At 57.3% G+C, this 26,481-nt stretch carries 23 protein-coding genes and 1 tRNA gene; 6 read left to right on the top strand and 18 right to left on the bottom strand.

The genetic code is table 11. The features are described from left to right. Positions 1-49 precede the first annotated feature (49 nt). The 3 genes from ABVT35_RS00740 to ABVT35_RS00730 all read left to right on the top strand — a co-directional run bounded on the left by ABVT35_RS00740 (position 50) and on the right by ABVT35_RS00730 (position 2,252). A complete protein-coding gene (locus ABVT35_RS00740; RefSeq protein WP_368464159.1) occupies positions 50-361 on the top strand; it encodes a PepSY domain-containing protein in 312 nt (103 codons plus the stop codon). A gap of 135 nt (positions 362-496) precedes the next feature. Beyond that, positions 497-1,177, top strand: a complete 681-nt coding sequence (locus ABVT35_RS00735) for a winged helix-turn-helix domain-containing protein (RefSeq protein ID WP_368464157.1) — start codon at positions 497-499, stop codon at positions 1,175-1,177. Continuing rightward, positions 1,158-2,252 carry a sensor histidine kinase gene (locus tag ABVT35_RS00730; RefSeq protein WP_368464156.1) on the top strand — a complete coding sequence of 365 codons (1,095 nt, stop codon included), beginning with the start codon at positions 1,158-1,160 and terminating at the stop codon, positions 2,250-2,252. The genes ABVT35_RS00735 and ABVT35_RS00730 overlap by 20 nt, the downstream gene beginning before the upstream one ends. Before the next feature lie 52 nt (positions 2,253-2,304). Here the strand turns inward: ABVT35_RS00730 and ABVT35_RS00725 are convergent, their stop codons facing one another. From ABVT35_RS00725 to ABVT35_RS00710, 4 genes are all read right to left on the bottom strand, one after another. After that, positions 2,305-2,763 (bottom strand): acyl-CoA thioesterase, encoded by a 459-nt coding sequence (locus ABVT35_RS00725; protein WP_368464154.1) that lies wholly within the window; start codon positions 2,761-2,763, stop codon positions 2,305-2,307. 217 nt (positions 2,764-2,980) lie between these two features. Further along, a complete protein-coding gene (locus tag ABVT35_RS00720; RefSeq protein ID WP_368466241.1) occupies positions 2,981-4,510 on the bottom strand; it encodes an adenylate/guanylate cyclase domain-containing protein in 1,530 nt (509 codons plus the stop codon). Between the two features lie 283 nt (positions 4,511-4,793). Next, positions 4,794-8,018: an efflux RND transporter permease subunit gene (locus ABVT35_RS00715; protein ID WP_368464153.1), complete on the bottom strand. Its 3,225-nt coding sequence runs from the start codon at positions 8,016-8,018 to the stop codon at positions 4,794-4,796. Then, entirely contained in the window at positions 8,015-9,040 is a 1,026-nt protein-coding gene (locus ABVT35_RS00710) for an efflux RND transporter periplasmic adaptor subunit (protein ID WP_368464151.1), read from the bottom strand. The genes ABVT35_RS00715 and ABVT35_RS00710 overlap by 4 nt, the downstream gene beginning before the upstream one ends. A 286-nt stretch (positions 9,041-9,326) precedes the next feature. Between ABVT35_RS00710 and ABVT35_RS00705 the strand changes: the two genes are divergently transcribed. Then, entirely contained in the window at positions 9,327-9,692 is a 366-nt protein-coding gene (locus ABVT35_RS00705; protein ID WP_368464149.1) for a hypothetical protein, read from the top strand. A 22-nt stretch (positions 9,693-9,714) separates the two neighbouring features. Here the strand turns inward: ABVT35_RS00705 and ABVT35_RS00700 are convergent, their stop codons facing one another. The 4 genes from ABVT35_RS00700 to ABVT35_RS00685 form a co-directional block, all read right to left on the bottom strand. Continuing rightward, positions 9,715-11,052: an HlyD family type I secretion periplasmic adaptor subunit gene (locus tag ABVT35_RS00700; RefSeq protein WP_368464147.1), complete on the bottom strand. Its 1,338-nt coding sequence runs from the start codon at positions 11,050-11,052 to the stop codon at positions 9,715-9,717. A 15-nt stretch (positions 11,053-11,067) separates the two neighbouring features. Next, the gene (locus ABVT35_RS00695) at positions 11,068-13,284 is read right to left on the bottom strand and encodes a type I secretion system permease/ATPase (protein WP_368464145.1); all 2,217 of its coding nucleotides are present in this window, start codon (positions 13,282-13,284) and stop codon (positions 11,068-11,070) included. A 244-nt stretch (positions 13,285-13,528) separates the two neighbouring features. Beyond that, entirely contained in the window at positions 13,529-15,508 is a 1,980-nt protein-coding gene (locus tag ABVT35_RS00690; protein WP_368464143.1) for a hypothetical protein, read from the bottom strand. 133 nt (positions 15,509-15,641) lie between these two features. Further along, positions 15,642-17,054, bottom strand: coding sequence for a hypothetical protein (locus ABVT35_RS00685; protein ID WP_368464141.1), 1,413 nt, complete (start codon positions 17,052-17,054; stop codon positions 15,642-15,644). A gap of 882 nt (positions 17,055-17,936) precedes the next feature. Here ABVT35_RS00685 and ABVT35_RS00680 point away from each other — a divergent pair. Together ABVT35_RS00680 and ABVT35_RS00675 are read left to right on the top strand one after the other, a co-directional pair. Continuing rightward, complete coding sequence (locus ABVT35_RS00680; protein WP_368464139.1) at positions 17,937-18,710, top strand: response regulator transcription factor; 774 nt, start codon at positions 17,937-17,939, stop codon at positions 18,708-18,710. Positions 18,711-18,773: 63 nt separating this feature from the next. Continuing rightward, positions 18,774-19,289 (top strand): hypothetical protein, encoded by a 516-nt coding sequence (locus tag ABVT35_RS00675; RefSeq protein ID WP_368464137.1) that lies wholly within the window; start codon positions 18,774-18,776, stop codon positions 19,287-19,289. A gap of 108 nt (positions 19,290-19,397) precedes the next feature. Here ABVT35_RS00675 and ABVT35_RS00670 read toward each other — a convergent pair whose 3' ends face one another. From ABVT35_RS00670 to murA, 10 genes are all read right to left on the bottom strand, one after another. Further along, a complete protein-coding gene (locus ABVT35_RS00670) occupies positions 19,398-20,189 on the bottom strand; it encodes a ribbon-helix-helix protein, CopG family (RefSeq protein ID WP_368464136.1) in 792 nt (263 codons plus the stop codon). Between the two features lie 315 nt (positions 20,190-20,504). Beyond that, positions 20,505-20,580: transfer RNA gene (locus ABVT35_RS00665), tRNA-Phe, on the bottom strand. A 154-nt stretch (positions 20,581-20,734) separates the two neighbouring features. Then, the gene (gene yacG / locus ABVT35_RS00660) at positions 20,735-20,947 is read right to left on the bottom strand and encodes a DNA gyrase inhibitor YacG (protein ID WP_368464134.1); all 213 of its coding nucleotides are present in this window, start codon (positions 20,945-20,947) and stop codon (positions 20,735-20,737) included. 12 nt (positions 20,948-20,959) lie between these two features. After that, positions 20,960-21,583 carry a Maf-like protein gene (locus ABVT35_RS00655; protein ID WP_368464132.1) on the bottom strand — a complete coding sequence of 208 codons (624 nt, stop codon included), beginning with the start codon at positions 21,581-21,583 and terminating at the stop codon, positions 20,960-20,962. 27 nt (positions 21,584-21,610) lie between these two features. Beyond that, positions 21,611-21,829 (bottom strand): translation initiation factor IF-1, encoded by a 219-nt coding sequence (infA, locus tag ABVT35_RS00650; protein ID WP_004435948.1) that lies wholly within the window; start codon positions 21,827-21,829, stop codon positions 21,611-21,613. A gap of 170 nt (positions 21,830-21,999) precedes the next feature. Next, entirely contained in the window at positions 22,000-22,401 is a 402-nt protein-coding gene (locus tag ABVT35_RS00645; protein WP_368464130.1) for a low molecular weight phosphatase family protein, read from the bottom strand. A gap of 71 nt (positions 22,402-22,472) precedes the next feature. Then, on the bottom strand, positions 22,473-22,949 hold the full coding sequence (locus tag ABVT35_RS00640) for a UPF0262 family protein (protein WP_368464129.1): 477 nt from the start codon (positions 22,947-22,949) through the stop codon (positions 22,473-22,475). 44 nt (positions 22,950-22,993) lie between these two features. Further along, entirely contained in the window at positions 22,994-24,223 is a 1,230-nt protein-coding gene (gene hisD / locus ABVT35_RS00635; RefSeq protein ID WP_368466240.1) for a histidinol dehydrogenase, read from the bottom strand. 103 nt (positions 24,224-24,326) lie between these two features. Further along, positions 24,327-24,773 (bottom strand): DUF2948 family protein, encoded by a 447-nt coding sequence (locus ABVT35_RS00630; protein ID WP_368464128.1) that lies wholly within the window; start codon positions 24,771-24,773, stop codon positions 24,327-24,329. A 393-nt stretch (positions 24,774-25,166) separates the two neighbouring features. Then, complete coding sequence (murA, locus tag ABVT35_RS00625) at positions 25,167-26,456, bottom strand: UDP-N-acetylglucosamine 1-carboxyvinyltransferase (RefSeq protein WP_368464126.1); 1,290 nt, start codon at positions 26,454-26,456, stop codon at positions 25,167-25,169. Positions 26,457-26,481 lie beyond the last annotated feature (25 nt).

Raw genomic sequence — 26,481 nt, 5'->3', positions numbered from 1 at the left:
TTCGGTTACGAACGAAGTTCCACGTTCGCTGTCGAAACAGGAGATCATCATGAACACGAAACTGACACTCGTATCCATCGCGGCAATCGCCTCCATTGCCGGGACCGTGGCTTTTGCCGATGACGAAACCCCGAGCAAGCAGGCTCCCGCCATCGGATATGACCGCGCCGTCGAGATCGCGACAAACGCTCACCCGGGTATGGTTAGCGAGACGGAATATGAACGCGAGGACGGCCGCGATGTGGTTGTTGTCGAAGTCGTCACCGAGACCGGCACGATGGAAGTCGTCATTGACGCCGCGAACGGCGACATCATCAGCGCGGAAGCAGAAGATGATGACAAGGAAGATGACAAAGGCTAGTCAATAGGTACCATGTGGGGCCGCAAAGGTCCCGCATGGTCATATTTTCGGAGGCGTACTGCGCGCGGCGCGAATGAACGCGGTCGCACTCTACTTCATCTTGACAACAAGCCAATACCGGGGTCTTCAGGCGCAATGCACATTCTCGTACTGGAAGATGACGCTGCTCTCGGCCCCTGGATCGTCAAGGGACTGACGGAGGCTGGCCACATTGCTGACCTTTTGAGCGATGGTCGCCAGGCATTGGTGGCCGCAACCACACGCGATTACGACGTGCTGATCCTTGACCGCATGACACCGGAGCTGGACGGTCTTTCCACACTCAAGGCGATTCGCGCCGCCAGGATATCCACGCCGGCATTGTTCCTGACAGCCATGGCTGAAGTGGAAGACCGCGTGGAGGGATTTGAAGCCGGTTGCGATGACTACCTGGTCAAGCCATTTGCATTTTCCGAACTGCTGGCACGCGTGGGCGCGTTGGGCCGGCGGCGGGGCGTCGACGCACAGCATGAAGAAACGAAACTCAGCCACGGCGATCTTGAGCTTGATTTGATTAGCCGGGTTTGCAAACGGCGCGGTCAGGCGATTGATCTCAACCCGAAGGAATTCCAGCTTCTGGAAACATTCCTGCGCAACCGCGGGCGCATACTGACCCGGACCATGCTCCTTGAGCGCATCTGGCAAATGAATTTCGATCCAACCACCAGCGTTGTGGAGACCCATATCAGCCGCCTGCGCGCCAAGATCGAAAAACCCTTCGGCGATCAACTTATCCGGACGGTTCGTGGGGCGGGCTATGTTGTCGATAAAGAATAATCTTAGCACTTTTTGGCGAAGAACCGCCCTGCGCCAGGCGCTGGCGCTTGCCGTTGCTATTGTGGCTATTCTGGCGCTGGTCTGGATGGCCACCTATTTTCTCGTCCGCACCGAACTGAGATCGGTGCATCCGGAATCCGCCGAGGAGGCGCTGGAAATCATCAACGGTGCGTTCCGGTTTGCCTTTGTGGCAATAGCCGCTGCCGCCATTGCCATAGGTGTCTTCCTTGGCGGACGCGCGCAACGCCGTGTCAATCGGATTTCATCAACTCTCAGCAAGGTCGCGCAGGGAGATCTGGCGGCTCGGACAGAAGCGCCTCCGGGCGGCGACGATCTCGACTATGTGGGAACGCGGATTGACGCGACGCTCAATGAACTGCAACGGGTCGTGCTGCGCATGCGCGATCTGTCCGCCAATGTCGCTCACGACCTGCGCACGCCGGTGGCCCGATTGCGTGCTAATCTGGAAGATGCAGTTGTGGCGGTAGAAAAGGAGCACGGCAATTCCGGTGAAATACGTGCTGCCATCGAGAAAACCGATCAGCTCGCTGCGGTGATCGATGCAATCATGCGCATAGCCCATGTCGAGTCCGGCGCGCGGAAGGCAGCTTTTGCACCTGTTGATCTAATCGAATTGGCACAGGCTGTTGCCGATACCTTCGCGCCGGTGGTTGAGGATTCGGGTCGCCACTTCAAAATTTCGACGGGAAACCCCGGAACGGTAATTGGAGACCGCGACTTGCTGGTTCAGCTCCTGGCCAATCTCATTCAGAATGCCATACGCCACACGCCCCCCGACAGCACGGTACGGCTGAGCGTGGATGGATTGTCGGTTTCAGTATGTGATGACGGCCCGGGCGTTCCGGAATCCGAACGCGAGCGTATTCTGGAGCCGACCTACAGGATGGACAAGAGCCGCAATACGGCAGGCGCCGGACTTGGACTTGCCCTGGTGGCCGCAGTCGCGGAGTTGCATGAAGCCAGACTGACGCTAGACGACAATCCAGCCGGCAGGGGGCTTTGTGTCCGTTTGATGTTCGACATACCCGGGTCCGGCCACACACTGACCGGCTGAGGCGAGAAACTATGAAGCCCCAATCGCGCCGCGTCGGATCTGACCCGCGCTTCTAGTCCGATTCCGGATGCTTGGCAGCCATGTCGACCAGAGCGCCGGGTTTCGACAGCGCATCGCGGATGTCTTCGGGAATGGGAATCGACTTTATGTTTCCGTCATCCTGTATCTGGGCGTGAATGCGGATGGCGCGGCCCATGGTTATCAGTTCTCCGGAGGATGAATGCTCTGCCTTGCAGTCCCAGTGCAGCGTCGATTTGGTCATTTTCGCCAGCTGGATGACCGTGCGCACGCGATCGCCATAGGCCGCCGGTCCGATGAACTTGAAATGCACGTCACCCATGACGAAGGCGCTGCGGTTTTCGGCGATCATCCTGTTGGTCGGGAAGCCCACTGCTCTGAGGAGTTCATGTTCGGTGTCGTTGAACCACGCCAGCATAAGCGGAAAATAGACAAGGCCAAACGGGTCCGATTCACCCCAGTTTACCGTAAGCTCGCGTGAATACATGATCATGAAGGCATCTCCGACTAACAATCGCATCAACTTAGTCTGATTGCCGGCGAAAGGGAAACGGGATCGGGCCCAGGGCGAGTGCCGGAAAAGTGAGATTGGGATAGCCTGTCCGCACTGAGCAGAGTGCGAAGCCTCGATCCGCTACTCCACCTGCCGGGCAGTCCTCGCATCGGCCTGCCCAAGCGGAACTTAGCAGCCATCCCGTCGATGAAGCTCTCTATGTGGACGGCGCCCGCCGCCTGCTCAGCTCATCAAGGGCAGACTTCAATGCCACCTCGATCTCCTTGCCTTCCCGCACCTCAAGGCCGCCAAAATCAACGCGCAGGTGAAATCTGTTTGTATTCTGCTCGAGAACATCCTCCCTCCGACTGTCGGTATAAACATCCTCGACAGCATAGGGCACGACTTCGCGGCTAATCCCTTTGAGGGTAATCGGTTCGAGCGGGTGTGCTTTCACCACATCTTCTACAAGCGCGAATGTCTCGTAGCTGACGACAATGCCGCCGGGCTCAGCGATAGACTGGAGCCGGGCGGCAAGGTTCGCCTCCGCACCTATTATTGTGTAGTCCATCCGATCCGCGCTGCCGAAATTACCGACATTGCAATACCCGGTGTTGATGCCCATACGCACCTGGAACGGGTTTTCGATGCCACGCCGGCGCCATTCATCGCACAGCTCCACCATGCGCCGTTGCATGGCAATCGCCATTTCAAGGCAGGCGCGGGCGTCTTCAGCGGCACCTTTTGTTTCCGGGTCACCGAAAAATGCGAGAATTGCGTCGCCGATGAACTTGTCCACCGTAGCGCCGTGTTCCTGGGCGATCTTGGTCATCTCGGTGAAATATTCATTCAGCAGTCGGGTGAGCTCTTCCGGCTGGAGCCGCTCGGTCGTGACGGTAAAATCCTTGATGTCGGAGAAAAATATAGTCAGCTTCTTACGTTCCGTGGATATCACCGCATCGCGCTCACCGCTAAAGATCGACTTATAGACCTGCGGCGACAGGTATTTGGAAATTTTGAGCGACATAGCCGCGAGGAACGAATTCGCCTCTTCCAGATCATTGTTGATCTGAAGAAACTGCCTGGCCTGGCGCCACTGCATGGCAATAAATGCAATGCCGACGAGACCCGCACCGAACAGATAGGCAAGCAGGTACTTGAAGGACAGGATATTTGCCGCCAAAGGCTGGCTGATGGTTATCGCCTGAATTCCGCGGACGTCGCCGACTTTCCAGTCGTTCTTCGGACTTTCCGGATGCCTGTTGTGGCAGGCAACACAGGACTGACCCATGATGACGGGAACAGCCATGCGTACCTGCCGGTTCAAAAGCGAGCCCGATATCTCAGTGATCGCCTCGTTCTTCGGATTTACACCACTGCGAAACTTTGCGAGGGCAGAAATCTCAAACGCGTCGAGATTATGCGACGACCGGCTTTCGAACACCTCATCAGAAACGAAACGGTAACGGATCTTGTTGCCATTGGTGCCGACAATCGAACCGAGTTCGATTGAAAGCGTCGCGGGTATAGGTATACCGCCCGCAATCTCCTCATAGTTATGGGCCGCTACGCTTTGACCATTGTTTTGCTGAATGCGTCCCACGACGTTAACGGCATAGTAGCTGCGAATTTCAGAGATCACGGAATTGAAATCGGTTGCCTGGCGCATCAGCGCCTCATTCGACAGATGTCTCAGGTCAAGCCAGACAGCTGCGGGCAGCAGGACGAGTGCAAGCACCACTGTCATAGCGATCCATTGCGGTTTTGCCTGTAGCGCACGGCTGACGCGCTCGAACACACCGGCGCCGCTTTGGGGCGACGGCTTGTTTTCATCGGCACTATGACCGGTATTTGCAGCTGAGTTTTTCATCTTGCCTAACCCGAATCGGCTTGGTCACCCCGGGGCAAAACCTACTGCAGACTACCCATTCAGGCCAGCCGTTGCGTTGACGAAGTTCTTTTGTGCCAAATAAGATCCGGCAAGAACCTGACGGGCCGGCTTCAGTGCCCGCCGGTCCATGCTCCTGACATCAAATGGTCCGCTTGTCGTCGCGCAGCACGATATAGATCGCCGGTATGACCAACACCGTCAGAAGGGTCGAAGAAGCAAGGCCAAAGAGAAGGGAAATCGCCAGTCCCTGAAAGATCGGGTCGAACAGGATGACAGCCGCACCGATCATAGCCGCAAGTGCCGTCAGCAGGATGGGCTTGAAGCGGATTGCCCCGGCTTCTAGAAGCACCTGCCGGAGCGGGGCGCCATCCGCGCGCCGATGTTCGATGAAATCGACCAGCAGGATCGAATTTCGGACAATGATGCCGGCAAGAGCAATGAAACCGATCATCGACGTCGCCGAGAACGGCGCGCCGAACAGCCAGTGACCGATGACAATGCCGATCAGCGTGAGCGGGATCGGCGTCAGCACCAGCAGGGGCAGCTTGAACGAGCCGAATTGCGCGACAACCAGAATGTATATGCCGAGCAGTGCCACAGCGAAGGCCGCACCCATGTCGCGGAATGTCACATAGGTGACTTCCCATTCACCATCCCAAAGAAGGACCGGCTCCGATTCATCTTCCGGCTGACCGTACAGGCTGATATGCGGTCTGGTCAGGTCGCCCCAGTCGGCTGTTTCAACCGCATCGGCGACTGCAATCATGCCGTAAAGCGGCGCTTCGTAGGTGCCGGCAAGTTCGGCCATGACCATTTCGGCGTTGCGTCCATTGTGGCGGAAAATCGGGTACGAGGCGTCTTCCGATTTCACGCTGACGACATCGCCCAGTTCAACAATGCTTCGCTCTCCCGGAAGGGCGTTGGCCGGAACCGGTGTCGACAGCATGCGCTGGCCCAGCGACAGCTCATCTTTCGGAAGCCGCACGGCGATCTCGACAGGATGCCGGCCACCGCCGCGGTGGGAGTAGCCAACGGCGGCACCACCCAGATAAGCCTGGATGGTATTGTAAACGTCGCTTTCCTCGACCTTGTGAAATTCGAGATTGTCCTGATCGATCACAAAGCGCAGGCGCGGTGCCCGGTTACGGAAACTGTCATCAACATCGACGATGAAATCCACATCCTGAAATATGCCGCGTATCTTTCGGGCAACGGCGCGGCGGGTCTGCGCATCGGGACCGTAGATTTCGGCCAGCAGAGTGGCTATCACGGGCGGCCCGGGCGGCACCTCGACGACCTTTATCGACGTTCCTTCCGGCGCATCGATGCCCTGCAACCGCTGGCGAATGTCGAGAGCAATGTCGTGGCTTGTACGGCTGCGCTCGCCCTTTGGTGTCAGATTGACCTGAAGGTCCCCCTGCTGGGGTTCGCTGCGAAGATAATAATGGCGCACAAGACCATTGAAGTTGAACGGCGCGGCAGTACCGGCATAGGCCTGGATCGTTGACAGTTCTTCAAGTTCGGACAGGCGGTTTGCCGCCTGCAGCAAAACACGATCGGTCGTCTCGAGCGAACTTCCGCGCGGCAGATCGACAACCACCTGTATCTCCGGCTTGTTGTCGAAGGGCAGCAATTTGACCGTTACGGAATTGGTTGCAAACAGGGTCAGCGAAGCCAGTGTTGCCACACCGACAAGAATGAGAAATATCCACGCGCTTGTGCGGAACTTCACGACGGGCCTTGCAAGCCCCGTATAGGCGCGACCCAGAATGCTGCCTCCCGCAGCATCGTGTTCATGGCCTCCGCCGCCATGACCTTCGGCCTTGCTGAAACGCATCATCAGCCAGGGCGTAATGATCACTGCGACGAAAAACGACAGGATCATTGCAGCCGAGGCGTTGGCTGGAATGGGCGCCATGTAGGGGCCCATCAATCCGGAAACGAACAGCATCGGCAAGAGCGCGGCAACCACGGTCAGCGTGGCAACAATCGTCGGATTGCCGACTTCCGCAACGCCCTCGATCGCAGCCTGCACCCGGCTGCGTCCGTCCTTCATCGCCCAGTGTCGTGCGATGTTTTCGATAACGACAATGGCATCATCGACGAGGATACCTATTGAGAAGATAAGCGCGAACAGGCTGACCCGGTTTATGGTGTAGCCCATCAGGTAAGAGGCAAAGAGTGTGAGCAGGATCGTCGTCGGAATAACGATCAGAACCACCGCGCCTTCACGCCAGCCTATTGCGATCGCCACCAGCAGCACGATCGACACGGTCGCCAGAGCCAAATGGAACAGCAGTTCGTTGGCCTTTTCATTGGCGGATTCACCGTAATTGCGGGTGATGACGACCTCGACGTCGTCCGGAATGAGTGAGCCTTCCAACTGATCAAGACGTTCGACGATCGCCTCGGATATATCGACGGCGTTTGCGCCGGCGCGTTTTGCCAAAGCGATAGTAACGGCCGGAACGCGTTGCAATCCACCATCGGCAATTTTACGGAAATGCCAGCCGCGCTGTCCCATCGGTTTTGCACCGACCACAACATCCGCGACATCCCGCACATAAACCGGCCGCCCGTCGCGCGAGGAAAGCAGTAGAAGACCGATATCGGGAATACCGCTCAGGGTTTGCCCGGACACAACGCCAAGGCTCTGGTCTTTCTGGAGGACCCGTCCGGCAAGAAACGAGCGGTTTGCCTCACGCACCTTTCCGACGAGCTGCGCCAGTGTGATTCCGTAAAGCGAAAGCCGCTCGGCATCCGGTTCGACGCGTATCTGATCCGGCCGGCCGCCGGAGATGTAGGACAGGCCGATATCGTTCAGCTTGGCCATTTCAACCTGCAGGTCCGAGGCCATGTGATACAGCGCATTGTCCGCATAACGGGCTGCGGCATTTCCCTTTGGCGCAAGGGTCAGCGTAACGATCGCAACATCGTCGATGCCGCGCCCGACGATAAGCGGTTCCGGCACGCCGATCGGAATGCGGTCCATGTTGGCACGCACCTTCTCATGCACGCGCAATATCGCATCGTCCGCATTGGTGCCAACAAAAAAGCGGGCGGTGACGAGAACACGGTCATCCTCGGTGTTGGAATAGACGTGCTCGACACCGTTGATTGCCTTGACGATTGTTTCCAGCGGCTCGGTGACAAGGCGCACGGCGTCCTCGGCCTTCAGGCCATCGGCCTTGACGAAAATATCGACCATCGGAACCGATATCTGCGGTTCTTCTTCACGCGGCAGCGCGAACAGCGCGACGATACCGAGCGCGAAGGCAGCCAGCAGGATGAGCGGCGTCAGCGGTGAACCGATGAAGGCCCGGGTGAGATAGCCGGATATGCCCAGCTTTACGTTTTCGCTCATGGCCGGATCAACTCGTCGCCGGTTTTGATTCCGGAAAGGATTTCAACCTGTGCAGACCCGTCGCCTTGCGGAAGCGTCAACCCGGGCTGCACCACGATATCAAGCGGTTGCCCGTCTGCCTGCGCCAGTCTCACATAGTTCAGCCCAAATCGCTTGAACAGAAAATCGGCAGGAATCACGAACGTCTCGCGCTTGCCGGCCGAAATCCAGATCTGCGCGCGCTCTCCGACAAAATAGTCGCCGAGGCCGGACGCTTCAGCATCGGCAACAACACGGCCGCCCTGCAATTCTGGATAGACCTGAACGATACGCCCCTCGCCGACGATCTCCTGAGCGCCTTCGAGCCCGCGCGCACCGATGCGTATCGGATCGCCCTTCTTCATGAAACGTGCGTGGCGTTCCGGCACTTCGAGGCGAAGGAGATAATCGTTCGCTGCGATGGTTGCGAGGCTCTCGCCAACCAGTATGACACTGCCTTCGGTGACCGAAACGTTCAACACCCGGCCGTCTGCCGGCGCCAACACCTTGCCCTCGTCGGCCTGGCGCTCGATGACGGACCGATCCGCACGCGCGGCTATCAGATCGTTGTTTGCGCTGTCGAACGCCGTTTTCAGCTGATCAAGCCGTGCCTGTGAAATGACGTTGCGCTCGACGAGCTGTTTTGCCCGCTCATAATCGGCTTTTGCCGTTTCAAGACGTGACTCAAAGGCCGCGATCCGCGCGTCCACGGCCTCGATCTGAAGTGCGATCTTCGGGTCGACCACAATCGCCAGAATATCGCCGCTCTTGACATCGGCACCCTCGTCCACATTCAGCTCGGCAACCGTTCCACCGGTGCGCACGCGCGCTTCGACCCGATCCTTGCTCTGCACCCGGGCAAATACCGATTTGAAGTCGTCGACTTCCTGTTCAACCACCGTGTATGTCTCGGCATTGCCCTGCGCACTCGCAGCAGTCATCGCCATCTGGCAAATGGCGGCAAGGGCAAGCAGCTTGGCCATAACTGAAACTGTCTGACGCACCTATCACTCCATCCAACGGAAACTCATTAACCAGCTATATTGTCTATTGCCGCCGAGTATGAGCTACATTTTCGCGGCAGTCTATAATTTAGAATATTAGAATGTTTTGATATAAATCAATGGCAGGCTGTATAATCGGCGGTAAATTTCGATCCACAAACGGATTTGTGCAACAAAAATTTGTCCGATCCAGCGCCGTGTGGCGCCCCGGTACACAGGGCGTTTATTGGACGGGGTGGCCGGAATGCGCGTCGAATTCTGTGATGCGTCACGCAAGGGGTACCAGATGCTTAAGACAGCAGCCGTTATCGCGATCTTGTTCGGGGCCGCAACACTCATTTCGGGTGGCGCCGTACTTTTTGGCAGCGAAGGCACCCGTCTCGCCATGGGCGATGTCGTGCAATTCGTGCTGTGGTTCAATTTCGTTGCCGGCGTGTTCTATATCCTCTGCGGAGCAGGGCTTTTAGTCGGCAAGACCTGGGCATTGTGGCTATCCGTCCTGATCCTGATTACGACAGCCGGTGTATTTGCCGCCTTCGGCTGGCATGTCCTACAGGGCGGAGAGTACGAACTGCGTACAGCCGGTGCAATGACCCTCAGAACCGCTGTCTGGCTGGCGATTTTCTGGACAGCCAAAAAGCGGTTGCACTAAGTCTGTGCCATTTCACCTGCAATCACTGCTCCCGGAATGCGCGTGACATGCTGTCGACGATGGGTTTGCTGAGATAGCTGAAGAACGTTCTCTCTGCGGTCTGGACCATAACCTCGGCGGGCATGCCGGGGGTTGGTGAAAATCCCGGAACGCGCTTCAGTTCGCTGGCGCTGAGGCTCACCCGCGCGACATAGACCTCACGCTTGGCGGCATCGGTGTTGTCGGGAAGCGAGTCGGCTGAAATATAATAAACCCGGCCGTCCAGAACTGGCGTGGTGCGCTGGTTGAGAGCGCTCAGCCTGACCATGGCCGGCTGACCGACCTGCACGCTGTCGATGTCGGTGCGCGAAACGTGAATTTCGATAATCAACGGCACATTTGCCGGCAAAATTTCGGCAATCTTCTTGCCGCTTTCGATCACGCCACCTGAGGTGTGGTAGTGCATCTTGACAACCGTTCCAGATACCGGCGCCTTGATCAGCGCACGCCGCAGCACGTTTTCAGCGTTGCGGAATTGCTCGCGCACCGAATCCAGCTCCGCCTCAATCGATTGCAACTCATCAACGGCTGCCTGCCGGTGGCTGGCTTTTGTCTGCGCCATTTGCTGCTTGAATTTTGCAATCTGGGCGTTGGATTCCGATACTTGCGCCTCCAGACGGCCGATCTGGCCTTCTGCATCGGCAATGGCGCGTTCAATGGCGTTGACCTCCACTTTTCGGATGTATCCCTCTTTCAAGAGCTTCTGTTTGCCGATCCGCTCGCTGTTCAGCAGTTCCAGCTGCCGGACCATTGCCGCGCGCTGCATGTCGTAGCCCTCGGCGCGGAACTCCAATGAGTCGATATTGCTCTCCAGCAGCTTGAGATCACTCTCCAGCTTGCCCCGCGAAGCCTTAAAATTGAGCCTCTGGCTATCCAAAATAGCGGCTATATCCTCATTGTCGCTCTGCTCGAGCAAATAGGCCGGAAATTCCACCCTGGACTGCCCGTTGTAACTTGCAAGCAGGCGGGCATTGATCGCCTCAAGCCTGCCGCGACGCAGGAAAAGCTGCCGTTCATCGGCCAGCGCCGATGTTTCGTCGAGACGCAGCAGGGGCTGGCCTTCGATAACATTGTCGCCCTCGGTGACCAGGATTTCCTGAATGACGCCGCCTTCAAGGTGCTGGACGATCTTGTTCTCACCGGTCGCCACGAAACTGCCTTGTGAAATGACCGCCGCCTTGAGCGGCGCGGAAAATGCCCACACGCTAAATCCTCCAAGAGCGAGGATCATGATCGCCAGACCGACGAACGTGTGTTTTCCGATCGAACGCGGCACTTCAGAATACCATTCAAGGTGACCACTTTCAGTATTGTTTGTCATGATCATCTGTCCCCGTCACTGTTCGCTCGAATTGCCGAGCCGACCGCTATTCTGGCTTTCGGAAAGCGCCTGAAGCACGTCGTTTCGATAGCCGAACATTGAAACCGTTCCGTTGGCCAGCAGAAGGATCTTGTCCACATACTGCAAAAGAGCCGGTTTCTGCGTGATCACCACCATTGTGATGTCGTGTTTCTTTGCATGGGCGAGTGCATTGTAAAGAGCCTTGTCGCCCAACGCGTCGAGATTCGAGTTCGGTTCGTCGAGAACTACCAGTTTCGGATTGCCGAAAAAGGCCCGCGCCAATGCAATACGCTGCTTCTGGCCACCCGATAGCGGTGAACCGTCTGCCGTAACGATTGTCTCATAGCCTTGCGGAAGGGATGCAATCATTTCGTGAACGTCTGCCAGCGAGGCCGCCTCGAAAATCTGGGCATCCGTCGCGTCGCTTCGCATGCGGCCGATATTATCCTTGATGGTTCCGGGAAACAGCTGAACATCCTGCGGCAGATAGCCGATGTTTTCACCGAACTGCCGTTGATCCCAGTTGCGAAGATCCATCAGATCAAGCCGCACGCAGCCTGAGGTCGGCAGGATCGATCCGACCAGCATTTTGCCAAGCGTGGTCTTGCCGGCACCTGAATCGCCGATGATCGCTAACGAGTCTCCCGGTATCAGTGAGAAATGCACTCCGTTGAGCACAACCCTTTTGGTGCCCTGCGGTACATAAAGCAGGCGCTCCACGTCGAGCCGGCCTTCCGGCTGCGGCAGTTTCAACCGTTCGAAATTGAGCGGCGACTTTTTCAACAGGCTGGCAATGCGCCCATAGGAGGCCCGCGACAACAGGAACTGGTTCCAGCCCTCAATGGCGCCTTCGATGGGTGCAAGGGCACGCCCTGCGATGATCGAAGCTGCAATCACCATGCCGCCGGTAATCTCTCCCTGGATCGCCAGATAGGCGCCCCAGCCGAGCATGCCCACCTGGGTGAGCAATCGGATTCCGCGTGAAAAGGTGGCCGTCGCGATATTGCGGTCCTGGGCACGCACCTGGGAACGCAGCGAGGAGGCCGTGTCCTTTCCCCAGATGTCCACTGCTTCGGGAATCATCGCCAGGGCGTTGATGATCTGCGAATTGCGCGCCATCGAATCCAGATGCACATTGGCCTTGCTCATATGCTGATTTGCATCCGCAAAGGGCGCCGACGTGATGCGCTGATTGATAAGCGCGACGATCAGAAGCGCTATCGAGGTTCCGACAACGATCATGCCCAGATCGGGATGGATGAGAAAGATCGCCAGGATGAAAAGCGGAGCGAACGGACCATCCAGAAACGAAAGAAGCGTTCCTGAAACGAGGAAGGAACGAAGCTGCTGCAAATCGCCAAGAATCTGATATTCGCGACCATTGCCATGCAGCGACGCCCGGGCTGCCGCACTCAAAGTCGGTGATCCGAGCTGGACTGCGACCTCAACCGCGGTGCGCATCAACATGAAACGCCGAATGGCGTCGAAAAACACCTGAAGAATGACCGCGCCGACGATTACGGCAGTCAGCATGATCAGCGTGTCGACCGAACGGCTGGTCAGCACCCGGTCGGATATCTGAAACAGATAGACCGGAATGGCGAGAACCAGAAGGTTCGTCGCACTGCTGAAGACCATCACAATCGACATATTGTGACGAACCGCCTTCAGACCGGCTTTGAGGCTGCTTGAAAAATCTATCGGGCCGAGGCGTTCATGGAACTTGCCGCCAAAATTATTGCCGCCGCCACCGCCGCCGCCGGATGCACCTTTGCCGCCGGAGCCGCCTCCGGAGTCCGGCTTTTCTTCCCGTGCTTTGATCGGGCCGGTGTCGCCCTCGATGGTTTTACCGGTGCCGCCGCCAACGTCACGCTTGGCGCCAGGGGCCGGTTGTTCAGCCTTTGCAGTCACATCTTCGACTGTATCCTGCGCATCAGCGGTCGAGTCGTCCCGATCGCCCGTACCAGGGTCTTCGCCCGCCGGCTCGTTGTCGCTTTGCGTCTTGAGCTGCTTTACCGCCTCGTCGATCTGCTCAAACGAGTGATCAAACTCTTCCTGAAGTTCTTCTTCTATTTCTTCAAGAATCGAATCCTGCAGCGCTTCCTGCAGCGAGCCCTCAAGCGTTTCCGTTACCGGTTCGCTGTCGCGGTCCGGCTCTTGCTCCGGCTCTTCCATGATCTGCCAATGCACAGTGCGATCGGTGTAGTTCATGTCCCTGCCCTCCACTGGCCGTAGCTACTGCGATTGAGGGCAGTCGGCGCTGACAATTTTACAAAGCGTATACAAGCTGAATTCAACGTTCCCTCCCTTGGGATCGGGTGGGGAAAATCAACCGATTAACCTCGCCTCATGCTCGATGCTTCCACATCCGTGCCCGGCGACGCGCCTGGCCAAAAAGGTCGATTTTCCGCCAACTGTGGTTGCTGCTGCTGTTTCTGGAATTCCCCTCTTTGCGTTATGCGAGCATGGTCTGCATGACATCTGCCTGACCGGGGTCCTGCGGCTCGACGGGCTTGATCACAGATTCTTCCTGTTGCTGTCCTTCCGGATCGAGCATGCCATCCGCCAGGAAAAGCACAGCTTCACCGGCCAGGGCTTCCGGGTCACCGGCAGCCGCCAAGGGGTCGTCGGAAACCAGTTCCGCCTGGTAAAGGAAAGCTTCGGAATAAACTTCGCCGTCCACATAGACCGTTGAATCGACACCGACATCAACGATGGATGCGATGTTGATGAGTTCGTTGCCGCCGGCGTCCAACTGCCACTGGGTTTGCGTGTCGCCGGCGAGACCGGAGGCAACCATTGCGATCTGGTCTGCGTCGCCCAATACGTTCTTCTGGCTAATATACTGCAAGTCCAGAAGGCTTCCCTCGATATAGAGAACACTCAGCGCCCCGGTCCCGGCAAAAAGCGCGTCCGTCAGAACGCCGTTCGTTATTGTATCATTGCCGTCCTTCAGTTTCTGAGCGGTTTGCGCATAGGCGTCGGTCATTGCCTCATAGGTCGTCTCACCGATCGTCTTGATGCTCGCCTGGTTCCACAGGAGGTTGCCGTTCGTCGACAACTGGCCATTCCAGGAGGTTCCGAATTCACCGAGGGCTGACACATAATCGCTATCAAACAGTACGTTGGACTGGCTGATAATATTGGCGTTGTAGATATTGCCGCCGATTACGATCAGATCGTAGTGGAAACCGAGTTCGACCAGCGAAAATCCGTTGAAGGCTGTGTTTTCGCCGATCTGCAGATAGGCTTCCGAACCTGAAGACGACAGCACGGTCACGTCGTTGTCGGAGACCAGATTGATCTGCTCCATCCAGTTCAACAGGACGACATTGCCTTCCATGCGGGTGACGGACCAGAATTCGGGGAAGCCTCCGCTTACAGCTCCGTCTTCGGCATCCGTTGAGGTCGATTCAATGGTGAACGAGGCGATGTTGAATGCTTTCGTCGCCGCTGCCAGAGGATCATGCAGCCCGGAAAAAGCGCCGGCGATGCTGTCAACGTCATACCAGACATTGGTCTGACTGATGATGTTGAGGGAGACGGCATTGCCCATCGCCGCGAATACAGGCGCGTCCACCCAGACAGAGGCGATATAGGCCTCATTGGCAAGCTTATTGCCGCCGGCATCCAGATCGAGCAGGGGAACCGGCTGGATTTCTCCTTCGCCCGCCATATAGCTGACGCCTTCAGTCTCCTCTTCCTCTTCTTCTTCCTGTTTCAGGTAATCTGATAGTTTCGGAGCTTCGTCTGCGACGGTGCCGTTGACGTGCACACCGATCATGTCCTCGCCGGTGGCCACCAGGTTGCTGCCTGCCTGCCCGGCAGCATCATCCATGGCACTCACGGCCTGATCGATGATCTCGCCGATGGCTTCCTCGGAGCCCGGCATGCCAAGGTATCCGATCGGATCGAGCTCGGCGGCCGATTTTTCCAGCCAGTCCTGACCCGCCTTCAGTTTCTCCACGGCGATCGTCTCGACTTCGACCTCGGGCATATTCAAGTAGTCGTTATCCGTCAGCCTGTTGGTCTGTTGTGACAGAACGGCAATGGAGTTTGCCGGAGGAACGACGAATTCGAATGAAAATCGTGCAAATGAAAAATGCGGTGCAATGAAATAATGGGGCTGAAGCAATTCGTAGTATTCACCGATCTCGGAAAACGGAAGCTGGAAAAATTCATTGCTCAGGACAGGAATAAACACCTCTTCAAGATCCACCGGCTTCGGCATGTAGTTCACGTGCGGTTCGAAATCCTCCAACTTGTGCGGCGCCATGATCTTGACGCTGACATCGTGAAGTTCGGGGTCCTCCCGCGCTTCTTTCAGTTGAGCCGAGAATTCGTCATAGTCGATCCGGCCCCGTTGCTGTTCGACAATGAGATTGAAGACGCCGATGAAGTGAGCAATTGCTTCCGTGACAGGATCCATAGACACAGTTCAGCCTCCCGATTTCGTTGTGGCCCATCGTTATTGCGGGATATGCATTCAGGTCGGTTATCTGACACCGGCCCGTGAACAAAAAAACGGAGCCGGACAAAATGCCCGGCTCCGCAGTTGTCATTTAGGCTTAGCCAGAGTCGTCCTCGCCCGTAAGCGTCTGGTTGTAGTTTCCGCCTACGACCGTCATGTCGACGGTGTTGCCGAGGATGTTGGCACCCATCACGATGCTCTGGTTGAACGCTGTGGTATCAATAATAGCGTCAGCAGAAGCCTGTGAAAGCCCGTTCACGAAGGAATCATCACCATTGTGTGATCCCCACATGCCACCGGCTCCGCCGGCACCGCCGTCGCCATTGACAGCCTGGCCATTTCCGCCGTTACCGCCATTACCGGCGATACCCTTGGAAACTGCTATGCCGCCATAGCCATCGCCACCTGTGGCATCGCCACCCATGGCCTTGCCGATACCAACACCAGCGCCCTTGGCCAGGCCTGCACCGAGGCCGTCGCCGCCATTGGAATCGCCGCCGTCGCCACCTTTGCCGCCGGTAGCATAGGCTTTGCCATTGCCGCCGTCATTGTCGCCGCCGGCTTTTCCGCCGTCGCCGCCTTTTGCCTTTGCTGCAGCAAGAGACTTGGCTTCGGCATCGTCGCCGCCAGGCTTGTGGTACTTCCACCAGCCGCCGCCATCGGAATCGGCATAGGCCTTGGAAAGCGCAATCGCGCCTGCGTCGCCGCCGTCGGCATCGGAATCGCCGCCGTCGCCGCCTTCACCCTTGGCCTTGCCGCCCTTGGCGTTACCGCCGTCGCCGGTCTTATCGGAATCACCGCCAACGCCAACACCGACACCCAGTGCACCGAGGCCTACGCCTGTGCCTGATGCGCCGCCGCCTTGGGCGCCACCGCCAACACCGACTGCCGCTGCCAGACCACCGATCGCGTGGCCGCCATCGGCGCCGTCGCCGCCCTTGGCCTTGGCCTTATCACCGCCTTCACCGCCGTTTCCGCCGGCATCGATGCCTTCATCAGCATAGGCTTTGCCACCCTTGGCGTTGCCGTTTTGCTGGAAGTTACCGTCGTTGTGGACTTGCGGGTTTTTCAGCGTATCGTTGTCGGTCAGCGTGTTGGTCTGGCTGAAGACATTGGCGCTGTCATTGCCCTTGCCATTGAGCGCACCGTTGAGGATGTCATCGAACGACACATCATCACCGGGGTTGTAGTTGATATCGCCGTTTTTGTTGACCAAAAGGGTATCGACATTTCCACCCTTTGATACATCGATATCAGCATAATCGTTGTCAGTCGGATTATCGAGCTTCAGCTTGATATCGACATCGACATCGGTCTTGTTGTAGCTACCGCTCTTGGCATAGCTGCCGCTGTGCGAGTGGCTACCACTATGGCTGTCAGAAGAACTCTTGTTGTAGTTCTTGTTGTAGTTGCCATTGCTGTTGTAGTTCTTACTGTACTGGCCCTGCCATTGATCCTGACCCTGGCCCTGATCCTGGCCCTGCTGCTGCTGCTCCCGTTGGGACTGCATCTGCATTTCCTTCTGGGCCTGCTTTTGCATCTCTTTCTGTTTTTGGCCTTGATATTCGTGCTGGCCCTGGTGCTGATTCTGATTATCCCACCAATAAGCTTTACGTTTAGACATGACTTTGTCCTCACATTACGTGGGACAGCCTCACCGCTACTCTTCTAAAAAAGCGGTACTTAGCTGTCTTGCTTTGAAGATGGACTTGCGTCCGGTTGATGTTGGAACGGCCATTCGGGTTGTTGCCCAAGCGAAACCTCTACTGAACCGGGTTTCTGCACCTGAGCCCGATGGCACCCCATGCCTCCTTTCACTGTTCCAGACCGCCGACAGACAAAATCAGGCAAAAGGATTCACCTCGCCAAACAGCGACTTCGTCGCCATTTGCCGTGATCAATTGCTCCAGTTGCCTTGATTTCCGCACGGCTGCGGTCGTTTACATTTTGTTTACTTTTGAATTCGCTGGATAGCTGTAAATTGCTACTAGCTCTCTGTGTTTATGAGCTCCGCCATGGATATTGATGTGCGGTTTTTGTAGTTGTTTCCAGTTGGCCGAGAAAAGCTGAAATAGGGGAGATACAAAAGGAGCGCTGATTTTTTGTTAGAAATTCAAACCCTTAGCAAAACAATATAGTTCAGGCTTGATCAAATATATAATTGAAAACCCGCTTAAATTTTCATTCTGATCACCATCTTTTAAATGTAAAATAGAATAAATCTGTAGAAGAAATTTATATATGCAATTTTAATGATACATATCAATGTATTTACAATTGACACAATTATTGATAGTATTTGATTTAAACCTGAAGGCAGATATTTACCATCTATGTGTTTCCGTGCCCCCTGAAATACATCGAGTTGTAACGCCTTTTACGGGAGGTAGAGATGAGTCTAGTAAGCGAGACCTATGGGGGCCTGAGTATGGAGTTGCATCAAAGGGCCGTGGTTTTTGTGGGACCACACCACAATTTCGCGGAGTGCATTGAGACCGCGCTGAAGCATGAAATCGGCGGCCTCGATGTCGTTCGGTACAGTGACTTCAAACTGCTATTCGAAGACATCGACAACGTCCGTCATCGCGCAGATCTTGTTATCATTGATGAAACCATGTGCGCGCAAGCGCCGTCACACCTGGTGCAACTGCGGGACTGTTTCCCCTCGCAGGTATTTTGCGTGGCTTTCAACAAGCCGGATTTGCTGACCGGCTATATACATGATTCCGGGTTGCAAGGCGTCATCCAGAGCTTCCTTCCGATGAATATGCGGCTCGATATCTGGCTTTCCGCGGTTCAACTGATGATCAACGGGGGGGAATACATACCTCCGCAATTCCTCGCCGCGAGCCAGGCCGGTCACAACGGTGCGGACACAAACGGCGCAACGCAAACAAAGGAAAACGGCAGTCAGAAGCGACAGCAGACGCAAGCGGCCTCATCGGCAGACAAGCTTACCGCGCGTGAAATCGATGTGCTGAAACTGGTCGCCAAGGGTTATCAGAACAAGCTTATCGCAGCGGAGCTCGAATTGTCCGAACACACGATCAAGCTGCACATGCATCACATCATCGCAAAAATGGGTGTGAGCAACAGAACGGAGGCGGCGGCAATCTATCTGGACAAGATAGATCTCCGCGAAGCAAAGGCGGCGGGGACAGTTTAGACACGAAACGGGGTGCACCAGGCCTTGAATTTTGAGCACCCCAACATTGATGGTCACGATGAGATGACTGACGCCGAAACACAGCCACAGGTGCTGTCCAGAGAATTTCAGAACATTTTACTGCTCGTCGGGCAGATGAACTACTCGTGGACAAATACCGAGACGCTGCTCATACATTTCATTGCCGGCCTTGCGGGCGTCGACAAGGAAACGGCGACCGTCATCTTTCTCACGTTGAATACGACCAGGGCCAGGCTGGATCTTGTTGACCGGTTGGCAAAAATGGGCCGCACCAAACCATCGGCAAAGGAGGAAATCCTGTCGCTGACGCATGAAATGGTCAAAGTGTTACGACACAAGAACCGCTACAACCATTGTCTCTATTCGTTTGACGACGAGGGCAAGCATGCAAAGACGATCCTGATGCGCATTGCCGACACCAAGAGCGGTATCAAGATCGGCAAGACGCAGGATCTCGATGCGTCAGAGATGGAAAAGATCCGGGAATCGATAAAGACAATCGAAGATATCAACCATCAGGCCTGGACGCTGATCCTGAAATACGAATTTCCGGTATAGAACCTATCTAAAACCAGCATCCGTTTATGGACGGCGTGCCGCCTCCAAACCTCAACGCCGCACCTGGCCGGGTCACGAAAGAACGCCGAGTTTGGCGTCCAGACTGCTTTATTTGGGTCCAAAGCCGAACATAGAGTTGTTATCCAAATATTCGGTGAGCGATATCTTCCCGTCACTGTTCTCATCCAGATCCGAAAACTTCTGTTTGCTTTCGTCCGGAAGGTTCAAGCTGCTGTCCTCATCGTCAAAGTGCTCCTCACCCAGAGCCTCCATGCATTCATCACTGATGGCCATATCGTCCATCGCGAAAAGATCTACATATTCGGCACTGTCCAGATAGCCGCTTGCGTCGGCATCGGCAGCCTTGAACTTCGCAATAAATGCATTCAGCAGTTCCTGGTATTCAACCTTGCCGTCCTTGTTTTCATCCATGGCGACGAATTCATCCAACGGACCGGCCATGGACGCGTCGAAGTCGTCCTCGCACTCCTCGGGCATCTCCATGTCGCCGAGCGCGTCGTCGTCCATGCCGGTCATCGGCATTTTGACGAATTCGTCATATTCCTTCCTCGTGATGAAGCCGTCTGAATTCATATCCATCTGCGTGAATGCATCCTTGAGGGACGGTTTTGCCATAACCTGGCGCTGCGTTGCTATGTTGAAGCACAGCGCCAATGAGACAATCGTCGCAGCCGACAGACGGGAAGTCATCAAACGGCGCGATTTCGCCAGTGACACAAAAGGCACGGTCCCGCCGGCGGCGCCTTGAGAAACCTCACGCAGCAAAAACTGCCTGATGAGCGTGCTGGTCGATTGGCCGCGCTTCCTTGTGACTTCGTTGACTTTTTCCTTCAACTCGGGAGAAACGCGTACTTTGATCATTTCGGTTTTTTTGGTCATTACTAACGCACCTTTCGTAGGCATATGGCTGCATACGACAGGCTGTATTTTTCCACGTAGATCGCAACAGAATTTGTGTGGGGACACGGGTGTTTCGTGCCCGGTCCGCAGTCGGAAGTTAATCCGTACAGCCGACAAAAGCTTTTGCGACGGGTCTGCAGACGGCGGGTTTACGCCTCGAATTCGGATTCGGCTGTCTCGACAAACCGTGGGCCGTTTTTCAAACGTGGCGGCAATAGCATTGCCTTACGATCGCGTGTAGGAACGCGCTGCGGCTCGATTGTTAAAAATTTTCGGGAAGGACTTTTGGAAAAATGGTGCCCAGAGCTGGAATCGAACCAGCGACACACGGATTTTCAGTCCGTTGCTCTACCAACTGAGCTATCTGGGCATCGGCCTTTCAAGCGACCGGGAAATGTTGGCAGCCCCGATCAGGCGAGCCGGGTTATAGCATGTCCGCTGGCAGTGTCCAGACGATTTTGACAGGAATGTCACGGTTTTTTGGCGGAGTGATTTGGCCGCAACTCAGAGCCGGTCTGGCAGGCTCAATCGCCGTCTTCGGAAGGGTTGAGATTTTCCTCTTCTTCGGTCACCGGAATGGCGTAGGAGCCGGTCAGCCAGCGGTTTAGATCGATATTGCGGCAGCGCTCCGAACAGAACGGATAACTCGAACGCACCGACGGCCGGCCGCATTCGGGACAGGGCCTTGTTTTCCTCAACGGCTCGACATTGCTGGACGTGGATTTTCGTTCCGTCATGGCTTCGGCTCTCTAACCCATACGCAACCAGCCGGCATGGACGTCATAGCCTTCGCCGCTCAGAAGATTGACGGTTTCGAGCAGCGGCAGGCCAACAACGTTGCTGTAGGACCCGACGAGCTTGGCGACGAAACTTCCGGCAAGCCCCTGAATGGCGTAGCCGCCGGCCTTGCCGCGCCACTGGCCCGAGGCGAGATAGCTTTCGACCTCCATGCGCGACAGCCGCTTGAAGCGCACCCGCGTTTCAACAAGCTTCTGACGGAAACTGTCATTCGGCGTAACCAGGCAAAGGCCCGTATAGACCCGGTGCGTTCGCCCCGAAAGATGGTGGAGCGCATTCGAGGCGTCATTGATGAGTTCGGCCTTGTCGAGAACGCGCCTGCCGACGGCAACCACCGTGTCGGCAGCCAGTATATAGCGGTTAGGCCATTTCGGATCGCCCTTCAGGACCTTGCGGGCGGTCTCGGCCTTTTCGCGGCACAGACGCCGCGCGAGCGTACGCGGATGCTCGGATTTGCCGGGCGTCTCGTCCACATCGGTCGGCAACAGATGATCGGGCTCGATGCCGGCCTGCTTGAGCAATTCGAGCCTGCGAGGAGACCCGGAGGCCAATATGAGCTTGTGTGGCAGGACCATATCTTTCAGCGCGGAAGCAAAACGGTCTTACTTGAACCGGTAGGTGATGCGGCCCTTGGTCAGGTCGTAGGGCGTCATCTCAACGAGCACCTTGTCACCGGCCAGAACGCGGATGCGGTTCTTGCGCATGCGGCCCGCCGTGTGGGCGATAATTTCATGCTCGTTTTCAAGTTTTACCCGGAAAGTCGCGTTGGGCAGCAGCTCGGTCACGACACCGGGAAATTCGAGGACTTCTTCCTTAGCCATATAGTCAATGTCATCCTGTTGTTGGCGCAGGCGGTCATACCGCCCCGATTGCGCGGGAAACTACACAATCACTTCCGGTTTGTGAACCAAATTGCGCGCCTATGTTTCAATTCATGTGTCAACCGTTGCCTTTTGGAAGCAAAAACGGCTTTTGCGTGGCCGGCGGCGGGTCACGAGACCTTTCCGAAGCGCTTTTTCAGCATCATTTCGATGTGGTCGCGCACGCTGCGATAGGCGGCAACGATCTGATCGCGGGTGCCGGTGGCGACGGTCGGATCGGGCGTCGGCCAGTAAACGGCTTCGACGGCGCTTGAACGGGTCATCTCCAGCGCCCGGTGATGGGCTTCGGGTGCCAGTGAAATGACGAGATCGAAATAATCGTCCTCCAGATCGTCGATCGTCTGCGGCTGGCGGCGGCCGAGATCAAGTCCGACCTCTTCAAGCACCACGTCGACAAAGGGATCGCGCTCGCCAGGCCTGACGCCGGCGGACGCGACGAAGGTTCCCGGCGGCAGGTATCGCCGCGCCAGCATCTCGGCCATGGGCGAGCGGATGGAGTTCATTCCACACATGAAAAGAACCGAAGACGGCGCAGAGGCCCCACCGGGGCCGTTTTGCTCAAGGTCCTCCGCGAGCGCCAAGGTCAGCCGCGCCAGTGCAGCACGCACACCAGCGTAAACAGGCGGCGTGCCGTGTCAAAATCTATGGCGATCTTGCCATTGAGCCTGTCCATCAGTGTCTGCGAGCCTTCGTTGTGAATGCCGCGCCGGCCCATATCGATGGCCTCGATCTGACTGGGCGTGGAGCTGCGGATTGCCTCGTAGTAGCTTTCGCAGATCATGAAATAGTCTTTGACGATGCGGCGGAAAGGCGTCAGCGACAATATATGTGTGGCGACCGCGTCGCCGTTTTCCAGCGTGATGGTGAAAACCAGCTTCGAATCGACCAGCGACAGAAGCAGCTTGTAGGGTCCGCCGTTGTGGCCGACGGGCTCGAAGCTGTTTTCCTCGATCAGGTCGAAGATGGCGACGGCGCGCTCATGCTCCACATCAGGGGTCGAACGCCCGATGGAATCATCCAGCGTTACCTCCGAAAGCCTGAAAGCGCTGCCATCAGCCATGACAATGCGAACTCCTGAGCCGGATGCGCCCCCAGCGCTATCCCCTATCTATTCATTCGAATTGCAACAGAGCGGGCATGGGCGTCAAGGCCTTCCGCCTTTGCAAGTGCGATTGCCGCCGGTCCGAGCGCGCCGAGCTGCTCCGCATCGAGCCGCAATACGGAGGTGCGCTTGACATAGTCGAGCACCGAAAGGCCTGACGAAAACCGCGCCGAGCGGGCTGTCGGCAATACGTGGTTCGAACCGCCGACATAATCGCCGATCACTTCCGGCGTGTGGCGGCCGACGAATATGGCGCCGGCATTGCGCACAAGCGGCAGCAGCGCATCGGGATCGTCAACGGCGAGTTCCAGGTGCTCGGCCGCCAGCCGGTTAACGAGCGGCATGGCCGATAAAAAATCCGAAACCTCGATGATTGCGCCGAAGTCGCGCCAGCTCGCAGCGGCAATATCGGCGCGCGCCAGGGTCTTCAACTGTCTTTCGACCGCCGCTTCCACCGCATCGGCCAGGTTTGCGCTGTCGGTAATCAGGATCGACTGCGCCGCCTCGTCGTGCTCGGCCTGGGCCAAAAGGTCGGCGGCGATCCAGTCGGCATTGTTGTTTTCATCGGCGAGAACCAGCACTTCCGAAGGGCCGGCAATCATGTCGATGCCGACCGTGCCGAATACCTGTCTCTTGGCGGCCGCCACATAGGCGTTGCCGGGGCCGACGATCTTGGCGACCGGCGCAATCGTCTCTGTGCCATAGGCCAGCGCCGCAATCGCCTGCGCACCGCCGACACGGTAGATTTCGGAAACGCCGGCAAGCCTTGCCGCGACCAGCACCAGCGGGTTGAGCGCGCCGTCGGGGCACGGCACCACCATGACGATGCGTTCGACGCCGGCAACCTTCGCCGGCACCGCATTCATCAGAACCGAGCTTGGATAGCTGGCGCTGCCGCCGGGCACATAAAGACCAACCGCCTCTATCGCCGTCCAGCGCGAGCCGAGGCCGACGCCGAGATCGTCCTCGTAAAAATCATCGGCCGGCATCTGCCGCGCGTGGTGCTTTTGAATGCGCTCATGGGCAAGTTTCAGCGCTTCGAACGTCTCGGTATCGACCGCGTCCATCGCAGCGTCGATTTCGGCGGCGGTCACGGCAATGCCGGATTTGGCGAGATCGAGCCGGTCGAATTTCAGCGTGTAGTCGATCAGCGCCGCGTCGCCGCGCGCCTCGACATCGGCGATGATCTTCGCGACGACGTCGTTGACGTCCTGCGAGACCTCCCGCTTCATTGCGAGCAGGGCGTCAAAAGCCTCGGCAAATCCGCTGCCGTTCTGGTTCAGTCTCTGGACCAATTTGCTCTCCTGATATGGGCTGCGTCGGAAGCCGGCTCTTTCAAACGTCGGAAAGGGGGTGGGTCGGGCGAAACTCCGTCTGCCACGCCGCGCCGAGATCGCTCAATTGCGCCTCGACGCATTCGACCTCGAGCTCGACGGCAGCATCGCCGGAAAATATCAGCTCGATACGCCCGCCCGGCTGCTCGTCCCCGGGCACGAAATTGACTGCAAGCAGCGACAGGACCGCGTCGGCGTCACCGCGCTTGAAGCCGCGTGAGCGGACTGCCGCGACGCGGTTGAAATGAAGGGCGGCCCTGCGGCGCTCGAAGCTGCGTTTGCGCTTGCCCTCGGCCTCTTCCCAGACGAAGCGGTTGCCGACCAGCAAAAAGCGCTTTTCCGGCGCATGGAAGTCGAGATCGCCGGATTTGAAGACGGCATCCTGCATATAGGCGGACACGACGGACAGGTCCTCCTTGTCCAGCGCGATCAGTTTGAGAAGTTCCATTTCGGGCCCTTGTGCTGCGACCGCCCTTGTCCGGCGGCATTACTGCCAAGGTAGATAGTCGTTCGCGGCGCGCGGTGCAATTGTCTTATCGGAAAGCGGTTACCTTATGAGCCCATTCGGGAATTTACGACTGGTTTGGTTGGGCCTGTTTTGTTCAATATCAAGAGATTGATCGACGGAACGGCTGGTGGCCATTTCGAGATCAAGCGCGCCGATAGTGGGCAAAACAGGTCCAATCCGGCCGGACGCGGCCAGTTTTGGTGCTTTTTGCCGAAAGGCCGACTGACAGGCAACCAGCCTGCGGCATCGTCCTTTCGTCAAAAATCCCTCAAAACCGGCTGCGCCAAACCAATCGTTAATTCCCGAATGGGCTCTAAAGGGCTCGCACCACAGTCAGGAGCTGAGCCGTTCGACCGTCGCGCCGCAGCGGTTGAGCTTTTCTTCAAGCCGCTCAAATCCGCGGTCGAGATGGTAGACACGGTTGACGACCGTCTCGCCCTCGGCGGCAAGCGCCGCGATTACCAGCGAAACGGAGGCGCGCAGATCGGTCGCCATGACCTGTGCGCCGTTCAGCGTGTCAACGCCGGTGACGGTCGCCGTCTGGCCCGAAAGCGCGATATCGGCGCCGAGCCGGGCAAGCTCCTGCACGTGCATGAAGCGGTTTTCGAAGATCGTCTCGGTGATCCGCGAGGTGCCCTTTGCCCTCGTCATCAGCGCCATGAACTGCGCCTGCAGGTCCGTCGGAAAGCCGGGAAACGGATCGGTGGTGACATCGACCGGCTCAAGGCAGGCGCCGTTGCGGCGCACGTGGATGCCGGAATTGGTTGGGATCACCTCCGCGCCCGTGGCGCGCAGCGTATCAAGCGCGCTTTCAAGCAGGCTGGCGCTGGTGTCTTCGAGCACCACATCGCCGCCGGCCATGGCAACGGCCATGGCGTAGGTGCCTGTTTCGATGCGGTCCGGCAGAACGCGGTGGCGGGCGCCGGAAAGCGCGCTGACGCCTTCGATGATAATGGTCGAGGTTCCGGCGCCCGAGATGCGCGCGCCCATGGCGTTGAGGCAGTCGGCGAGATTGGCGACTTCCGGCTCGCGCGCGGCGTTGTGGATTTCCACCGTGCCGTTGGCAAGTGTCGCCGCCATCATCAGCACGTGAGTGGCGCCGACGGACTGTTTGGGAAAGTCGTAACGCCCGGCCTGAATGCCGTTCGGCGCACGGGCATTGATATAGCCGCCCTCGATCTCGATCTCGACACCGAGCGCCTTGAGGCCGTCAATGAAAAGATCGACCGGCCGCGTGCCGATAGCGCAGCCGCCGGGCAGCGAAACGCGCGCCTCGCCCATGCGGGCAACGAGCGGGCCGATGACCCAGAAGCTTGCGCGCATTTTCGAGACCAGCTCGTAAGGCGCGGTGGTGTCGACAATGTCGCGGGCGGTGAAATGAATGGTGCGCGAATAGCCCTGATCCTGGCGCTGGCGGCGGCCGTTGACCGAATAGTCGACACCGTGATTGCCGAGGATGCGTATGAGCTGCTCGACATCGGCGAGATGCGGCACGTTCTCGAGCGTCAGCGTGTCGTCGGTCAGAAGCGAAGCGATCATCAGCGGCAGGGCCGCGTTCTTTGCGCCGGAAATCGGGATGACGCCGTTCAGGCGGTTGCCGCCGACAATTTTGATACGATCCATACGCTTATCCGGGCCCCTGCCCGCC

Origin of the sequence: Hoeflea sp. TYP-13 (assembly GCF_040932035.1) — a bacterium.
In the GTDB taxonomy this organism is placed as follows: domain Bacteria; phylum Pseudomonadota; class Alphaproteobacteria; order Rhizobiales; family Rhizobiaceae; genus Hoeflea_A.
This window is presented reverse-complemented; position numbering and strand designations above follow the sequence as displayed.

Coding starts and splice junctions, on each gene's coding strand:
- ABVT35_RS00655 (WP_368464132.1), bottom strand. CDS start 21,583: ATGGTCCTGCCACACAAGCTCATATTGGCCTCCGGGTCTCCTCGCAGG.
- ABVT35_RS00645 (WP_368464130.1), bottom strand. CDS start 22,401: ATGTGTGGAATGAACTCCATCCGCTCGCCCATGGCCGAGATGCTGGCG.
- yacG (WP_368464134.1), bottom strand. CDS start 20,947: ATGACGGAACGAAAATCCACGTCCAGCAATGTCGAGCCGTTGAGGAAA.
- ABVT35_RS00725 (WP_368464154.1), bottom strand. CDS start 2,763: ATGATCATGTATTCACGCGAGCTTACGGTAAACTGGGGTGAATCGGAC.
- ABVT35_RS00640 (WP_368464129.1), bottom strand. CDS start 22,949: ATGGCTGATGGCAGCGCTTTCAGGCTTTCGGAGGTAACGCTGGATGAT.
- ABVT35_RS00695 (WP_368464145.1), bottom strand. CDS start 13,284: ATGAACTACACCGATCGCACTGTGCATTGGCAGATCATGGAAGAGCCG.
- infA (WP_004435948.1), bottom strand. CDS start 21,829: ATGGCTAAGGAAGAAGTCCTCGAATTTCCCGGTGTCGTGACCGAGCTG.
- ABVT35_RS00670 (WP_368464136.1), bottom strand. CDS start 20,189: ATGACCAAAAAAACCGAAATGATCAAAGTACGCGTTTCTCCCGAGTTG.
- ABVT35_RS00740 (WP_368464159.1), top strand. CDS start 50: ATGAACACGAAACTGACACTCGTATCCATCGCGGCAATCGCCTCCATT.
- ABVT35_RS00735 (WP_368464157.1), top strand. CDS start 497: ATGCACATTCTCGTACTGGAAGATGACGCTGCTCTCGGCCCCTGGATC.
- ABVT35_RS00685 (WP_368464141.1), bottom strand. CDS start 17,054: ATGCAGTCCCAACGGGAGCAGCAGCAGCAGGGCCAGGATCAGGGCCAG.
- ABVT35_RS00630 (WP_368464128.1), bottom strand. CDS start 24,773: ATGGAACTTCTCAAACTGATCGCGCTGGACAAGGAGGACCTGTCCGTC.
- ABVT35_RS00705 (WP_368464149.1), top strand. CDS start 9,327: ATGCTTAAGACAGCAGCCGTTATCGCGATCTTGTTCGGGGCCGCAACA.
- ABVT35_RS00700 (WP_368464147.1), bottom strand. CDS start 11,052: ATGACAAACAATACTGAAAGTGGTCACCTTGAATGGTATTCTGAAGTG.
- hisD (WP_368466240.1), bottom strand. CDS start 24,223: ATGAAGCGGGAGGTCTCGCAGGACGTCAACGACGTCGTCGCGAAGATC.
- ABVT35_RS00715 (WP_368464153.1), bottom strand. CDS start 8,018: ATGAGCGAAAACGTAAAGCTGGGCATATCCGGCTATCTCACCCGGGCC.
- ABVT35_RS00720 (WP_368466241.1), bottom strand. CDS start 4,510: ATGACAGTGGTGCTTGCACTCGTCCTGCTGCCCGCAGCTGTCTGGCTT.
- ABVT35_RS00680 (WP_368464139.1), top strand. CDS start 17,937: ATGAGTCTAGTAAGCGAGACCTATGGGGGCCTGAGTATGGAGTTGCAT.
- ABVT35_RS00730 (WP_368464156.1), top strand. CDS start 1,158: ATGTTGTCGATAAAGAATAATCTTAGCACTTTTTGGCGAAGAACCGCC.
- ABVT35_RS00675 (WP_368464137.1), top strand. CDS start 18,774: ATGACTGACGCCGAAACACAGCCACAGGTGCTGTCCAGAGAATTTCAG.
- murA (WP_368464126.1), bottom strand. CDS start 26,456: ATGGATCGTATCAAAATTGTCGGCGGCAACCGCCTGAACGGCGTCATC.